The organism is Micromonospora sp. M51, from assembly GCF_018070305.1.
GTDB classification, from domain to species: Bacteria; Actinomycetota; Actinomycetes; order Mycobacteriales; family Micromonosporaceae; genus Micromonospora; species Micromonospora parva.
Map to the genome: position 1 here is coordinate 1 of NZ_JAGPXZ010000060.1, position 14,647 is coordinate 14,647.

Sequence of the window (14,647 nt, forward strand, 5' to 3'; positions counted from 1 at the left end):
TTTTAGGCGTGGTGATCCACGCCATAGGGCGGCACAGCCGCACCGACAGCCCGGCGGCGGCACCCGGCCGGCGAGAGGAGGCCCGATATAGTGGCAGCGCATCTACCCGGCCCGCGATCTCGAGGACCGCGGGCCGCAGCAGAGGAACGGGCCCCACGCGGGGCCATCGGGGAGAGCCGGCGGTGGTCCGCCCGACAGAACGGACGACCCGCAGCCGCGCCCGGCGTCGGCGGGGGCCCGCGTGCCGTGGAGGAGGATCGGTGTCGCGTCGGCCGGCTCGGGCAGAGCACCCGCGGGACACCGGTGACGAGGCTCCCGGCAACCAGGTGCTCACAGTGCCCAACCTGATCAGCTTCGGGCGGCTGCTGGGCGTGCCGCTGTTCCTCTACCTCTTCCTGGTGGCGCGGGCCGACGTGGCCGCGGTCGTCGTCCTGGCCATCGGCGGCACCACCGACTGGGTCGACGGCTGGATCGCCCGCCGGCTGCGTCAGGTGAGCCGCCTGGGCGAACTGCTCGACCCGCTCGCCGACCGCCTCTACATCCTCGCCACCCTGGTCGCGTTCACCGCGCGGGAGGTGGTGCCGTGGCAGTTCACCGCGGCGCTGCTGGCCCGTGAGGTGCTCCTGCTCGGTTCGCTGGCGGTGCTGCGTCGCCACGGGTACGGGCCGCCGCCGGTGCACTACGTCGGCAAGACCGCCACGTTCCTGCTCCTCGCGGCGTTCCCGGTGCTGCTGTTGGCCACCGCGGCGACCGACGTGGCGACCGCGGCGAGCGCCATCGGTTGGGCGTTGGCCTGGTGGGGTCTGGTGCTCTACTGGGTGGCCGGCGGGATGTACGTCGTGCAGGCGGCCCGGCTGGTGCGCGCGGTGCGCGGCCCGGGAGCAGCGGCGTGAGCGCGCCGCGGCTGGGCAAACCCGGCCAGGACCGGGTGTACGCGCCGGATTTCCTCACCGAACTGTTTCGCAACCCGTTGGACCCGGGGTACGCGGACGCGGCCGCCGCCCGTCGGAGCTCGGCGCAGTCCGCTGCGGCGCGAGGATGGCGGGCCTGGCCGGCGCGGTCGGTGAGCCTGGTCGTGGTGGTGATGCTCGGTTTCCTGTTCGCGGTCGCGTACCGGCAGACGATGGCGGACGAGCCGGGGCGGAGCCAGGCCCGTTCGGGTCTGGTGACGCAGATCAAGGAACGGGAGAGCCAGACCGACCGGTTGTCCACGCGGGCGGATCAGCTGCGCGAGGAGGTCAGTCGGCAGCGGGACGCGGCGTTGAGCGGGTCGGCCGCCGCCCGGTTGCGCAACCTGGAGGCGAGCACCGGGCTGGGTCGGGTGCGCGGTGATGGTGTGGTGGTGCGGTTGGCGGACGCGCCGGACAAGGCGGACGCGGTGACCGGTGCCGGTGCCGGGCCGCCCCGGGTGCTCTACAGCGACCTGCAGGGGGTGGCGAACGCGTTGTGGAGTGCCGGCGCGGAGGCGATCGCCATCAACGGGCAGCGGTTGACGTCGACGTCGACGATCCGGTCGGCGGGTGAGGCCATGCTGGTGGATTTCCGGCCGGTGACCGGGCCGTACGAGGTGTCGGCGATCGGGCCGGATTCGATGCGGCGCAAGTTCGAGGACAGTCGGAACGCGGCGCTGATGCGGAAGGTGGCGCAGGGGACCGGGTTGTCGTTCGGTGTTCGCGAGTCGGATGACCTCACCCTGCCGGCGGCTCCAGAGCCGCAGCTACGCTACGCCAAGCCGTCGGTCAGTCCGAGCCCTTCCGCGTCGGGTGTCCGGTCCGGCAGTCCCGGGTCGTCCGGTCCGGCGACGACTGTTAGCCCCTCCGGAGGTGGCCGATGATCGCGGTGCTGGCGTTGCTCGCCGGTGTGGTGCTGGGCGTGTGGCTTGATCCCACGGTGCCGGCGGCGTTGCAGCCGTACCTGCCGATCGCGGTGGTGGCCGCGTTGGACGCGGTGTTCGGTGGGGTGCGGGCCCGGTTGGACCGCATCTTCGACGACAAGCAGTTCGTGGTGTCGTTCATTTCGAACGTGCTGGTCGCTGGTCTGATCGTGTATCTGGGTGACCAGCTGGGTGTGGGCGGGCAGTTGTCCACCGGTGTGGTGGTTGTGCTGGGTGTGCGTATCTTCGGCAACGTGGCGGCGATCCGCCGGCACCTGTTCCGGGCGTAGGTTGGGTTGCGATGAGTGACGAGCAGACCGACACGGGGACCGGGTGGCCGCAGCCGGCGGGCCCGGCGCGCCCGGGTGGGCCGGCGGGTGAGCCTGATCCGCGGCCTGACGCGCCGGATCCGGACGAGCTGAGCCCGTTGGCGCCGCAGGGGCCCGCGCGGCCGTCGGACGATGAGCCGGTGGCGGAGCCGGGTGTGGAGCCGGTCGACGACGGTGCGACGGTGGACCTGAACGCGGTGTCGCGGTCGGGGGAGCCGGTCGTGGGTTCCGACGCGTCGGTGGAGCCGGCGGAGCCGGTGGTGGCTGGTCGGTCCCGGTGGAGTACGGCCGGTGTGATGATCGCCGCGTTGCTGGCGTTGTTGGGGTTCACGTTGGTGGTGCAGTTGAAGACGACCTCGACGGACCCGACGTTGGGGGCCACGCGGCAGGAGGACCTGGTTCGGATCCTGTCGGATCTGGATGCGCGGGAGAACCGCCTGCAGCAGGACATCCGTGCCCTGGAGGACAGTCAGCGTCAGTTGCGCTCGGGTGAGCAGGGTCGTCAGGCGGCGTTGGACGAGGCGACCCGGCGGGCGGACGAGTTGGGCATCCTGGCGGGGACGTTGCCGGCGGTGGGCCCGGGGTTGACGGTGCAGTTCGACTCCGGGGTGAAGCCGATCTCGGCGAACCGGGTGTTGGACGCGGTCCAGGAGCTGCGTGGTGCGGGTGCCGAGGCGATGCAGATTTCCGGTGGGGATCGGGCGACGGTTCGGATCATCGCGTCGACGTACTTCCTCGATGGGGACAACGGGTCGTTGATGGTGGAGGGGCGTCGGTTGACGGGGCCGTACACGATCACGGTGATCGGTGATCCGGCGACGATGCGTACGGCGTTGAACATTCCTGGTGGGGTGGTGGCGTCGGTTCGGGGTGACGGCGGTAACGTGACGTTTGGGGAGCGTGAGGTTGCCGAGGTTTCGGCGCTGCACGTGCCGATCAAGTTGGAACACGCCCGTCCGGTCTCCTGACCGGCGCGGCCGCCCCGGACCCGGGTGGTCCGGGGCACCGATGGATGAAGGACGCGTCTGGTGATTCCCGAGGATCTGCGATACACCGCCGAGCATGAGTGGGTGGCGGGTGACGGCACGGCTTCGGTCCGGGTCGGCATCACCCACTTCGCGCAGGACGCGCTCGGTGACATCGTGTACGTGCAGTTGCCCGAGGCGGGTGCGGTGGTCGCGGCCGGTGACTCGTTGGGTGAGATCGAGTCGACCAAGAGTGTGTCGGAGATCTACGCGCCGGTGGCCGGTACGGTGGCGGCGCGCAACGACGCGTTGGCTGACACTCCTGAGCTGATCAACACTGATCCGTACGGTGAGGGTTGGTTGGTGGAGATCACGCCGGATGATCCGACGGCGACGGATGGGTTGCTGACGGCGGCCGCGTATCAGAAGATCACCGAAGGCTGAGTGTGCGTGATCCGGTGCGTGCGATGTCTGCGCGCGTCCGGTTGCCCTGCATTTCGGCGCTGGCTAGGCTCGCCCAGTCGACCGAGAACCCAATAGTTGAGCGTTGTGGAATTGCCTTCCCGGGCACGGGGAGCCAGCCGCCGGGTGTGCATGTGCCCGGCGGCCAGACCCGCCATTACCCGACGCCGACCGAACAGATCCGTGAGGTGGTCCCATGACGCGGCCAGACGACGAGTTCCCCCCACTCGACGTCACTTCGACGCTCAATCTCGGTTCGCTCGACGAAGTGCTGGAGGGGCCGGACACCGATGTGGTGCCGAGCCGGATGTCCGGTTCGTTGCCGCCGGGTATGGCGCTGCTGGTGGTTCGTCGAGGCCCGAATGCGGGTGCCCGGTTCCTGTTGGACCACGATGTGACGACCAGTGGCCGGCACCCGGACAGTGACATCTTCCTGGATGACGTGACGGTGTCGCGTCGGCATGCGGAGTTCCACCGTGACGGTGGGACGTTCACGGTGCGCGACGTGGGCAGCCTGAATGGCACGTACGTCAATCGTGAGCGGGTTGAGGCGGCCACGTTGAGCAACGGTGACGAGGTCCAGATCGGTAAGTTCCGGGTGGTGTTCATCGCCGGTCCGCGCCCGGAGGAGGAGGCCGGCCGGGGGTGAACGAGCCTGCGGCCTCCACGTCACCCGGGGCGGCTCGGTCTCAGCCGCTGATGAGCATCGGTGAGGTGCTTGGGCAGTTGCGGGTGGATTTTCCGGATACCACGATTTCGAAGCTGCGGTTTCTTGAGGCTGAGGGTTTGGTCGAGCCGCAGCGGACGGCGGCGGGTTACCGGAAGTACAGCTGGGACGATGTGGCGCGGTTGCGGTTCGTGTTGACCGCGCAGCGGGACAGGTACCTGCCGTTGCGGGTGATCCGGGAGCAGTTGGCCCAGTGGGATTCGTCCGGTGAGCAGCCGGAGCGGTCGCGGCCGGCGTTGGTGGCGGTTGGTCCCGATGGTGCGGTGCCGGGTCGTGAGGTGTCGGAGCCGGCCGAGTCGTCGCAGGTGCGGCTCGGCCGGTCGGATCTGGTGGCGCGCAGTGGGATCGACGAGTCGACGCTGGCGGAGTTGGAGCGGCTCGGTGTGCTGGTGTCGGATCCACCGGGTTGGTATGACGCGGATGCCCTGATCATCGCTTCGGCGGTGGCGGGGTTGGCGTCGTACGGGTTGGAGCCGCGGCATCTGCGGGGTTATCGGACGGCGGCGGACCGGGAGGTCGGTTTGTTCGCGCAGTTGGTGGCGCCGTTGGCGCGGCAGAGTGATCCGGCGGCGCGGGCGCGGGCGGCGGAGACGGCGCGGGAGTTGGTGGCGTTGTCGGAGCAGTTGCACGCGGCGTTGGTGCGGGTGGGTCTGCGGTCGACGTTGGGTCGGTGAGGGTGCCCGGCGGGTGGCGGCTGAGCGGAAAGATCTCTTCGGGGAAGCGTGCCGTAGGCTTGCCGGGGTAACCCCTTTTCGGCGCGGGCGTGGTGCTGTAGCGCATGGGACGGCCGTGTTGCGGTCCGTGTACCGTGCAGGGAAGGGCGCGGTGCGTAGGTTGACGACGACACGGAGGCGGCGGTGCGCGAGCTGAGCGTGGTCGGAGTTCGGGTGGAGCTGCCCAGCAACCAACCGATCGTCCTGCTCAGGGAGGTCGAGGGGGACCGCTATCTGCCGATCTGGATCGGCGCGGTCGAGGCGACGGCTATCGCTTATGAGCAGCAGGGGGTCAAGCCGGCCCGGCCGTTGACCCATGATCTTCTGCGGGATGTGTTGGCGGCGTTGAAGGCGCCCTTGCAGGCGGTGGAGATCACCGAGCTGAAGGAGAACGTCTTCTACGCGGATCTGTTGATCGGCGATGGGGTGCGGGTGTCGGCACGGCCGAGCGATTCGATCGCGTTGGCGTTGCGTGTCGGTGCGCCGATTCGTTGTGCGGAGCAGGTCCTCAGCGAGGCGGGGATCGTTATCCCTGATGAGCAGGAGGACGAGGTGGAGAAGTTCCGCGAGTTCCTGGAGCAGGTGCGTCCGGAGGATTTCGCGGGCTGAGGTGTGCCCGGGCTCGGTTGGTGATCTTTCTCGGTGGCTGCGCGGCGTGTCGCGTCGGTTCCTCCGTGGTAACCCCTGACGGTGGCGATAGGGTTTCCATGTCGAGGGGTGCGCGTCCCGGAAACGATGCGTCGCCACACTGACGGGGAGGTTGTCCGGATGCACGAGCCGCGGGATTCCGATCCGGGTGCAGAGTTCGACGAGCCGGGTGCCTCGTCGCCAGGTGTGGCGGCTGAGGGTGACGGTTCGGTTGGCTACCGGGGTGTGACGGCGTGTCACGCGGTGGGCATCAGTTACCGGCAGTTGGACTACTGGGCGCGGACGACGCTCGTGGTGCCGAGCGTTCGGGATGCTTCGGGCTCGGGGACGCAGCGGTTGTACTCGTTCCGGGACCTGGTGGTGTTGAAGGTCGTGAAGCGGTTGTTGGATGCGGGGGTGTCCCTGCAGAACATCCGTAAGGCGATCGAGGCGTTGCGGTCGCGTGGTGTGGAGGATCTGGCGGGGATCACGCTGATCTCTGATGGGACGACGGTGTACGAGTGCCGGTCTCCGGAGGAGGTGGTCGACCTGTTGCAGGGTGGCCAGGGGGTCTTCGGCATCGCGATCGGTGGGGCTTTCAAGGAGATCCAGGGGTCGTTGTCGCATCTGCCGGCGGAGCCGGCGACGAGCGGCCCGGTGGAGCCGGCGGCGGTGTCCGGGGCGGATCCGGTGGGTGACGAGCTGGCGGCGCGGCGGGCGCGGCGGCGGGCCGGCTGACTCGTTCGGCTTCCAATTTTTTCCGGTTGGGTTTTCTCGCGACCGTCGGTGACGGTGGCCGGGGGTGATCGACCACGCCGGTCCCTTGTGGATACGTTCGGTGTGGTGTTGGTGGCCGATTGTGGAGATACCGATCGGTAGTGATGACGCAACGTGTCGGTCGTATTGTCGGGAATCCGATAAGGGGGCGCTGACCGGAGGCGTTTGACACGCTATGGTCCCTCACGGTTCTGCACCCTTCATCCCCGGAAGGAACGACCGTGACGGTTACGGAAGAGACGGCTCCCGCTTCGCACTACGACCGCATTGGCGGTGCCAGTTCGGTCAAGGCGGCGGTTGAGCTGTTCTACGACAAGGTGCTCGCGGACCCGGAGTTGGCGGGTTACTTCACTGATGTGGAGATGGCGGGTCAGCGGCGGCACCTGGCGTTGATGTTGACCGTGGTGCTGGGTGGCCCGAACGAGTACACGGGTCGTGGGTTGGCTGAGGCGCACCAGCCGTTGAACATCACTGTGGAGCACTACGCGAAGGTGGGCGAGCACCTGACGGCGACGCTGACCGAGTTGGGGGTGCCGGCGGACATCCTCGCTGACGTGCAGACAGTGCTGGGGCAGGTGCAGGGCCAGGTGGTGGCTGCCGGAAACAGGTCGGGCGTCTGAGCGTGGACGCGGCTCGCCTCAAGCAGAGCTGGTCGGTGGTCGCCGGTCACGGCGACCAGGTGCCGCTCTATTTCTATTCGACGTTGTTCCTCGCTCATCCTGAGACGCGGCAGATGTTCCCCACGAACATGGCCGGTCAGCGGGATCGCCTGGTGACCGCGTTGGGCCACATCGTGTCCAACGTGGACCAGGTGGATCGGCTGGTGGGTTTCCTGCAGGATCTCGGCGCGGATCACCGCAAGTTCGCGGTGCGCGCGGAGCACTATCCGGCGGTCGGTGAGGCGCTGGTGGCGACGTTGCAGCATTTCCTCGCCGAGCAGTGGACCGAGGAGTTGGCAGCGGACTGGACGGCCGCGTACGGGTTGGTCGCCCAGGTGATGATGGAGGCCGCGCAGGCCGCTGAGGCGGTCAATCCGCCGTGGTGGGTGGCGGAGATCGTGGCGCATGAGCGGCGGGCGTTCGACGTGGCGGTGTTGACGGTGCGCCCGCAGTACCTGTTGCCGTTCACCCCGGGTCAGTCGATCGGGGTGTCGCACCCGTCGGTGCGGTCGTGGCGGTACTACTCGCCGGCGAACGCCCCGCGGGCGGACGGCACCCTGGAGTTGCATGTGCGGGCCGCGCCGGGGGGCGCGGTGTCGTCGCGGCTGGTGTACGGGTCGGCGGTGGGGGATCGGATCCACCTGGCGGCGCCGGTGGGGGACCGGTTGGGTTTGTGGTCGGCGGGCTCCAGTGACCTGTTGCTGCTGGTGGCGGGTACGGGCTGGGCGCCGGTGAAGGCGTTGGTGGAGCAGGTCGCCGCGGAGGGTTCCCGCCGCCGAGTTGATCTGTACGTGGGGGCCCGGTCGCGTAGCGAGTTCTACGACAGCGACGCGATCGACAAGTTGGCGTCGTCGTATCCGTGGTTGACGGTGACGTACGTGGTGGGTACCGACGTGCACCGGCCGGGGGAGTTCGTGCAGGCGGTGGATCGGGCGCTGGCCGACGGTGACTGGCGTTCCCGGCACGTGTTCGTGTGTGGGTCGGACGAGATGGTGTCGCACGCGGTGCAAACGTTGGCGCAGGCGGGTTACCACGCGGGTCAGGTGCACCACGAGGGCCTGGGTGCGCAGTGGTACGGCCCGGCGTGGCGGACGGCTGCGGGTGACACTTCGGAAGGTGGGCACAGGTGAGCGCGAGGAGTGAGCTTGCGAGCCCCGCAGTCGCGAACGGAAGGGCGGGTGCGGTGAGCGCGAGGAGTGAGCTTGCGAGCCCCGCAGTCGTGAACGGAGGTCTGCACAGGTGAGCGCGACGCCGATCAGCCGGTATGACGGGGTGCAGGTTTCCGGTGGTGTGCAGGTGCGGATGACCGCCGATCGGGTTCGGCGGTGGGAGTTCGGTGCCGCGTCGTTCGCCCGGCGGGGTTATGACAACGCTGACGTGGACCGGTTCCGGGTGCAGGTCGCTGACGAGTTGGATCTGTTGGCGACGCAGATCGCGACGTTGCGGGCGGAGAACGAGCGGCTGAACGACCGGGTGGAGTTGCACCGGCACGGGGTGATTCCGAGTACGGGGGCGGCGGCGAAGGTTCCGGCGGCGCGGGAGGTGAATCTGCTGTCGGCGGCGCAGCGGGAGGCGGAGCAGATCATCGCGCAGGCGCATGACTATGCGCGTCGGGTCGCCGAGTACGCCCGGGTGCAGTACGAGAGTTACCTGCAGGCGGCGGAGGCGGAGGCGAAGCAGGAGGCGGAGCGGGCGGTGGCGGAGTACCGCAGCGCGGCCGGGCCGAGCTTCGACGACACGGTGGCGACCCGGGAGGCGTTGCGGATTTTCGGCGAGATGATGGTGTCGCACATGCAGGCGGCGGCGCGGCATCTTGATGACGGCAGTGAGCAGTTGGCGCGCACGATGGATCGGATCGCGGCGGAGACGCCGGGGGCGCCGTTCGTGGGTGGTGTGGTGGGGCAGTCGGCGTTGCCGCGGCACCAGCAGCGCTGATCGTGGAGCGTGCTCGGCGCGTTGGCGGCGGTGGCATAGTCGGAGGGGTCAGGCGGGGCTGATCGGTGGCCGCGCCCGTGAGAGAGGCTCCTTCGTGTCTGTATCACCGTCTCCGACCGGCGGGTCGGTGGACCCGCTGGCCGCGTGGGAGGCTTCGGCGTGGGCTCTGGCGGCCGCGGTCGGCACCATGAGTGACGCCCTGTCGGCCCCGCTCGCCGAGGTCGTGGCGGCGTCGCCGCACCGCAGCGCGGTGCTGGAGGCCGCTGGTCTGCTGGCCTGGGATGGTGGGGTGCCGGTTGCGCACCCGTCGTTGGTGCCCGCCGATGGGCCGACGGGGAGCAGCGCGGTGCAGGCCCGGTTGAGTTCGCTGCGGCAGGCCATCGCCGCGGCGGCGCAGGAGCCTTCCGGGCCGCGCGGGGCGGGTTGGGCGGAGTTGGACGACGAGGTGTTGCTGCACCAGGGTCGGGCGTCGGCGGCGACCGGCCGGGCGTTGGCGACCCGGGTGGTGCCCGAGTTGCCGGGGTTGGCGGAGCGCTTGGGCTCGGCGGACGGCCGGGTGCTGGACGTGGGCACCGGGGTGGCGGGGTTGGCGGTCGCGCTGGCTCGCGCGTTGCCTCGGGCGTCGGTGGTGGGTATCGACGTGCTGCAGCGGGCGTTGGACCTGGCCCGGGGTGAGTTGGCCGAGGCAGGCGAGGTCGCGGATCGGATCAGTCTGCGCCGTCAGGACGTGGCGGAGGTGACGGAGCCGGGCGGGTACGACCTGGTGTGGTTGCCGGCGCCGTTCCTGCCCGAGCAGACGTTGACGGTGGCGTTGCCCCGGCTGGTGCAGGCGTTGCGGCCTGGTGGTTGGCTGGTGGCGGGCACCAACCCGCCGGCGGGGGATCCGTTGCGGGCGGCCGTCGACCGGTGGAACGCGGTCCGCAACGGTGGTAACGCGTTCGACGCGGACCGGATGGCGCAGGTGCTGGCGGCGACGGGCTTGGCCGATGTTCGCCGTTTCCCGACCGTCCCCGGCGGGCCGGTGCTGGTCGCCGCGCACCGCCCGGGCGGCTGACGCCGACCGGCTGCGGGGCTGGCGGTCAGCTGAGCGGTTGTTCGGGGTGCGAGGCGGCCGCGCCGGGCACCGGGTCTTCCGCGTGCCCCCGCCGCGAGGGCGAAACCCGCTGTCGGTTGCCGGGGCGGGGTGGTACAAAGCCGCGGTGGAAGAGACTCTGAAGTTCGCCGATCTGTTGCGGTAGATGGACGAACGGTCGGCTGCGTTCCGGGCGGCGGTCGCCGCGGCGCCCAGCCTCGACGTGCGGGTGCCGACGTGTCCTGAGTGGACGGTGTTCGACCTGGTGCGACACCTGGGCGAGGGACGCCGCCGGTGGGCCGCCATCGTGGCCGCGGGGCCCGCCGACGCCCCACCGGACATCGCCGCGCCGGCGCCGCCCCGCGTGCGCGAGGCCCTGCTGGCCTGGTTCGCCGCGTCGACGGCGCAGTTGCTGTCGGCGTTGCGGGAGGCCGGCCCGGATCGTGGTTGCGGGACGTGGTGGGGTGATTCGCAGTCGCCGCAGACCGCCGGCGCTGTTGCCCGCCACCAGCTTCAGCAGGTCGCCGTGCACACCTATGACGCCCAGGTCGCTGTGGGCGCACCGGAGCCGTTGCCGGACGAGGTGGCCCTCGACGGTGTCGACGACTTCCTGACCACCTGCGTCGCGACGACGATCGCGTGGCCGCACGAGCCCGCTGTCATCGACTACCACGCCGCCGAGGGCCGTTCCTGGCGGCTGTGGTTCTCCGCCGACGGCGCACGGACCGCCCGGCTCTCGGCGCCGCTCGCCGCCGAGGACCCGGGGGTGGCGTATGTTTCCGCCCGGGGTACGGCCAATGAGCTGGTCATGTTCTTCTACGGCCGCATTCAGATGGACCTGCTGCAGCTCGAGGGCGACCGCCGCGTCCTGGACCAGCTGATCGCCTGGGAGCCGCAGGAGTAGGACGCGGCGCGGGCCGGCGTAGTCGGTCAGGTGGCGGCGGCGCGGACGGCGTCGGCGATCGAGGTGGGCCCGTCGACGAGTTCCAGTGTCGCGCCGGCGGTGCGTGGTTCGTCGAGCAGCGCGGCGAGGACGTGGGCGACGTCGGTGCGGCTGATCGCGCCACCCCCGGCGTGTGGGGTGAGGGTGACCCGCCCGGTGGGTGGGTCGTCGGTGAGCCGGCCGGGTCGCAGCACCGTCCAGGCCAGGTCGCGGCCGCGCAGGTCGTCCTCGGCGGCGCGTTTGGCGCGCAGGTACGCCGCCCACACGTCGTCGGTGCCGGGGGCGGGTGGCTTGTCCACGCCCATGGAGGAGACGAGCAGGTAGCGGTGGACGCCGGCGCGGGTGGCGGCGTCGGCGAGCAGCGCGGCGGCGGCCCGGTCGACGGTGTCCTTACGGGCGGCGCCGCTGCCGGGCCCGGCACCGGCGGCGAAGATCACCGCGTCGGCGCCGTCGAGGTGCGCGGCGAGCTGCGTGATGTCGGTGTGTTCCAGGTCGTTGACCACGGGGGTGGCGCCGGCGGCGCGCAGTGTCGCGGCCTGCTCGGGGTTGCGGATGAGGCCGACGGCGGTGTCGCCGCGCCCGACGAGGTGACGTTGCAGCAGCAGGGCGATCTTGCCGTGGCCTCCGGCGATGACGACGCGCATGCGCCCAACCTACCGGCCGCATCGGCTTGACCTTGACCTTCGGGTAACCCTGAGCCTGGTCGTGCCGGTCGCCGTGACCGGCACGAGGAGGATGTTCACGTGGGGCTGATGACCATCGGGGCGTTCGCTCGGGCGGCGAGGCTGACGCCGAAGGCGTTGCGCCTGTACGACCAGGTGGGGTTGCTGGTTCCGGCGGCGGTGGATCCGGAGTCCGGCTACCGGTTCTACGACCCGGCTCAGCTGCCGGTGGCGCGGCTGGTCGCCCAGTTGCGTCGGCTCGGGATGCCGCTGGCGACGATCCGGGTGGTGTGTGCCCTGGAGCCCGCGGCGGCCGCTGAGGCGATCAGCGCGTACTGGCGGCGGGTCAGCGCCGACACCGCGGCTCGCGCCCGGCTCGCCACCCTCCTCGTGGATCACCTTTCTGAAGGGGGTACCACGATGTCCGACCCGAATGGCACGGTTGCCGTACGCTGCGCGGCCGGTTGTGACACCGGCCTGGTGCGCGACAGCAACGAGGACGTCGCGTACGCCGGCGGACGGTTGCTGGCCGTGGCCGACGGTATGCGGGGGCCGGGCGGTGCGGCTGCCAGCGCGGCCGCCGTCGACGCCCTGAAGCCGTTGGAGTTCGCCGACCTGCCGTCCGCCGAGGTGTTGACGGTGCTGGCCGGGGCGGTCGCCGACGCCGACCGCGCTGTGCGCGGGTTGGCGTCCGACGCCGACCAGCCGGTCACCACGCTGACCGGGCTGCTGCTGCGCGGTTCCCGGCTGGCGTTGGTGCACGTCGGCGACACCCGGGCCTACCTGTTGCGTGACGGTGAGCTGTCGCTGCTCACGCAGGACCACACCTGGGTGCAGGCCCAGGTGGATCAGGGCCGGCTCGACCGGGAGCAGGCCGCGTCGCATCCGCAGCGGGCGGTGCTGGTGCGCGCCCTCGGTGGCGGTCGGCAGGTCGAGGCTGATCTCGCGGTGCGCACCGTGCAGGCCGGTGACCGGTACCTGCTGTGCTCCGACGGGTTGTCGGCGGTCGTCGACCGGGCCGAGCTGCGTTCGGCGTTGACCGGGGCCGGCGATCCGGATGCCACGGTGCGTGCGCTGACGGCGCTGGCGCGGGCCGAGGGGGCACCGGACAACATCGCCTGCGTGGTGGCCGACATCGTGGCGGTATAGACGTCCCGGTGCCCGCGCCGGGTGGGGTTGCCCACCCGGCGCGGGGTTCGCCGGTGACGCACGGGTTGAGGCAGCATGGAGAGGTGACGGAGAGCCTCGACGTGTTGACCTCGCTGGTGGCCGGCGGTGGGGTGGTGGTCCTCAGCGGCGCCGGCCTGTCCACCGAGTCGGGGATCCCGGACTACCGGGGGCCCAGCGGGGTGGCGCGGCGGCACACCCCGATGACCTTCCAGGCGTTCACCGGGGATCCGCTCGCCCGGCGGCGCTACTGGGCGCGTAGCCACCTGGGGTGGCGGTTGATCGCGGGCGCGGCGCCCAACGCCGGGCATCAGGCGGTGGCGCAGCTGCAACGCGCCGGTCTGGTCGACACCGTGATCACCCAGAACGTCGACGGTCTGCACGGTGCGGCCGGCAGCCCGTCGGTGATCGAGTTGCATGGTCGGCTCGACGAGGTGACCTGCCTGGACTGCGGCAACCTGACCTCGCGGGAGGAACTGGACCGGCAGCTGCGGGAGGCCAACCCGGATTTCGTGGCCCGCGTCGCCGGGGTCAACCCGGACGGTGATGTTGATCTCCCCGATGAGCAGGTGGCGGCGTTCCGGCCGGTGGACTGCGGGATCTGCGGCACCGGGATGGTGAAGCCGGACGTGGTGTTCTTCGGTGAGACGGTGCCGCCGCAGCGGGTGGCGCGGTGTTTCGCGGCCGTGGAGCAGGCCCGTTCGTTGCTGGTTCTCGGGTCGTCGTTGACGGTGATGTCGGGGCGCCGTTTCGTGATTCGGGCGGCGAAACGGGGCATCCCGGTCGCGATCGTCAACCAGGGGCCCACGCGAGGTGACGACCACGCCACCGTGTGCGTCGACGCGCCGCTGGGTGTGGTGTTGCCGCAGTTGGCCGCGCGGGTCGCCGCTGGAGTGCCGCTCAAGGTGTGATCGTGGGTCACTGGGCGCGGTGCCCGGCCCGGGGGTAGGACATCTGCGGGAAACACCGGCGCTGGTAGCGTTGACCACGCCGGTAACACCCACGTGGGAGAGACCGCCCGACAGCACGCAGGGCGGCGCCGAAGGGGCAAATCCTCCCCGGAACCTCTCAGGCAAAAGGACCTCGTGGGCAGGCACTGTGGAGTGCCCCTGTGGGTGCGACAGAGGGGGAGGCCGACACGTCGACCTCGCCCCGGGAGTGCCCCTATGACCGTAGAGCAGTTCGCCACCCGTCACATCGGTCCCGGCCCCGACGACGAGCGTCGGATGTTGGAGGTCGTCGGGCACGACTCGATCGACGAGCTGATGGACGCCGCGATCCCCGAGGTGATCCGCTGGCACGGCACCCTCGACCTGCCCGACCCGGCCACCGAGGCCGAGACGATCGCCGAGTTGCGGGCCCTCGCGGCGCGCAACACCGTCGCCGTCTCCATGATCGGGTTGGGGTATCACGGCACGCACACCCCGGCGGTGATCCGCCGCAACGTCCTCGAGGACCCGGCCTGGTACACGGCGTACACCCCGTACCAGCCGGAGATCAGTCAGGGCCGCCTGGAGGCGCTGCTGAACTTCCAGACCATGGTCACCGACCTGACCGGGCTGGCCACCGCGAACGCCTCCATGCTCGACGAGGGCACCGCGGCGGCGGAGGCGATGACCCTCGCCCGCCGCGCGTCCAAGAGCAAGAGCCCGGTGTACGTGGTCGACGCCGACGCGTTGCCGCAGACCATCGCGGTGATCACCAGTCGGGCGGAGCCGCTCGGCATCGAGGTGCGG

17 protein-coding genes, 1 pseudogene and 1 riboswitch are annotated in these 14,647 nt (G+C 70.6%); of the genes and pseudogenes, 17 read left to right on the forward strand and 1 reads right to left on the reverse strand.

From position 1 onward, the window contains the following. The first annotated feature begins 260 nt into the window (after positions 1-260). From KBX53_RS05685 to KBX53_RS05750, 14 genes are all read left to right on the forward strand, one after another. Positions 261-893, forward strand: a complete 633-nt coding sequence (locus tag KBX53_RS05685; RefSeq protein ID WP_030327712.1) for a CDP-alcohol phosphatidyltransferase family protein — start codon at positions 261-263, stop codon at positions 891-893. Beyond that, positions 890-1,834, forward strand: coding sequence for a DUF881 domain-containing protein (locus KBX53_RS05690; protein WP_030327711.1), 945 nt, complete (start codon positions 890-892; stop codon positions 1,832-1,834). The genes KBX53_RS05685 and KBX53_RS05690 overlap by 4 nt, the downstream gene beginning before the upstream one ends. Continuing rightward, positions 1,831-2,163 (forward strand): small basic family protein, encoded by a 333-nt coding sequence (locus KBX53_RS05695; protein WP_030327710.1) that lies wholly within the window; start codon positions 1,831-1,833, stop codon positions 2,161-2,163. Before KBX53_RS05690 ends, KBX53_RS05695 begins: the two co-directional genes overlap by 4 nt. A gap of 11 nt (positions 2,164-2,174) precedes the next feature. Continuing rightward, the gene (locus KBX53_RS05700) at positions 2,175-3,170 is read left to right on the forward strand and encodes a DUF881 domain-containing protein (RefSeq protein ID WP_030327709.1); all 996 of its coding nucleotides are present in this window, start codon (positions 2,175-2,177) and stop codon (positions 3,168-3,170) included. Positions 3,171-3,230: 60 nt separating this feature from the next. After that, positions 3,231-3,611 carry a glycine cleavage system protein GcvH gene (gcvH, locus tag KBX53_RS05705; RefSeq protein WP_030327708.1) on the forward strand — a complete coding sequence of 127 codons (381 nt, stop codon included), beginning with the start codon at positions 3,231-3,233 and terminating at the stop codon, positions 3,609-3,611. 214 nt (positions 3,612-3,825) lie between these two features. Then, on the forward strand, positions 3,826-4,278 hold the full coding sequence (locus tag KBX53_RS05710; RefSeq protein WP_007071101.1) for an FHA domain-containing protein: 453 nt from the start codon (positions 3,826-3,828) through the stop codon (positions 4,276-4,278). Positions 4,279-4,328: 50 nt separating this feature from the next. Beyond that, positions 4,329-5,030, forward strand: coding sequence for a MerR family transcriptional regulator (locus KBX53_RS05715; protein WP_209444452.1), 702 nt, complete (start codon positions 4,329-4,331; stop codon positions 5,028-5,030). Between the two features lie 183 nt (positions 5,031-5,213). Continuing rightward, complete coding sequence (locus tag KBX53_RS05720; protein WP_030327706.1) at positions 5,214-5,678, forward strand: bifunctional nuclease family protein; 465 nt, start codon at positions 5,214-5,216, stop codon at positions 5,676-5,678. A 159-nt stretch (positions 5,679-5,837) separates the two neighbouring features. Next, the gene (locus KBX53_RS05725) at positions 5,838-6,434 is read left to right on the forward strand and encodes a MerR family transcriptional regulator (protein WP_081883657.1); all 597 of its coding nucleotides are present in this window, start codon (positions 5,838-5,840) and stop codon (positions 6,432-6,434) included. Between the two features lie 260 nt (positions 6,435-6,694). Next, positions 6,695-7,093 (forward strand): group 1 truncated hemoglobin, encoded by a 399-nt coding sequence (locus KBX53_RS05730; protein WP_210858049.1) that lies wholly within the window; start codon positions 6,695-6,697, stop codon positions 7,091-7,093. Between the two features lie 2 nt (positions 7,094-7,095). Then, positions 7,096-8,262, forward strand: a complete 1,167-nt coding sequence (locus KBX53_RS05735; protein WP_030327703.1) for a globin domain-containing protein — start codon at positions 7,096-7,098, stop codon at positions 8,260-8,262. A 109-nt stretch (positions 8,263-8,371) separates the two neighbouring features. Then, positions 8,372-9,067, forward strand: coding sequence for a DivIVA domain-containing protein (locus tag KBX53_RS36830; protein WP_030327702.1), 696 nt, complete (start codon positions 8,372-8,374; stop codon positions 9,065-9,067). A gap of 187 nt (positions 9,068-9,254) precedes the next feature. Continuing rightward, on the forward strand, positions 9,255-10,121 hold the full coding sequence (locus KBX53_RS05745; RefSeq protein ID WP_210858050.1) for a cyclopropane-fatty-acyl-phospholipid synthase family protein: 867 nt from the start codon (positions 9,255-9,257) through the stop codon (positions 10,119-10,121). Between the two features lie 184 nt (positions 10,122-10,305). Next, positions 10,306-11,043, forward strand: coding sequence for a maleylpyruvate isomerase family mycothiol-dependent enzyme (locus KBX53_RS05750; RefSeq protein WP_247675156.1), 738 nt, complete (start codon positions 10,306-10,308; stop codon positions 11,041-11,043). 26 nt (positions 11,044-11,069) lie between these two features. Here the strand turns inward: KBX53_RS05750 and KBX53_RS05755 are convergent, their stop codons facing one another. Continuing rightward, on the reverse strand, positions 11,070-11,726 hold the full coding sequence (locus KBX53_RS05755; protein ID WP_210858051.1) for an NAD(P)H-binding protein: 657 nt from the start codon (positions 11,724-11,726) through the stop codon (positions 11,070-11,072). Between the two features lie 99 nt (positions 11,727-11,825). On the opposite strand from KBX53_RS05755, the gene KBX53_RS05760 reads away from it, so the two are divergent. The 3 genes and pseudogenes from KBX53_RS05760 to KBX53_RS05770 form a co-directional block, all read left to right on the forward strand. Continuing rightward, on the forward strand, positions 11,826-12,893 hold the full coding sequence (locus KBX53_RS05760; RefSeq protein ID WP_210858052.1) for a MerR family transcriptional regulator: 1,068 nt from the start codon (positions 11,826-11,828) through the stop codon (positions 12,891-12,893). A gap of 83 nt (positions 12,894-12,976) precedes the next feature. Further along, a complete protein-coding gene (locus tag KBX53_RS05765) occupies positions 12,977-13,822 on the forward strand; it encodes an NAD-dependent protein deacetylase (RefSeq protein WP_210858053.1) in 846 nt (281 codons plus the stop codon). An 84-nt stretch (positions 13,823-13,906) separates the two neighbouring features. Further along, a riboswitch (glycine riboswitch) is annotated at positions 13,907-14,005 on the forward strand. Between the two features lie 72 nt (positions 14,006-14,077). Further along, positions 14,078-14,647: pseudogene (locus KBX53_RS05770) on the forward strand (glycine dehydrogenase (aminomethyl-transferring)); the annotation flags it as partial.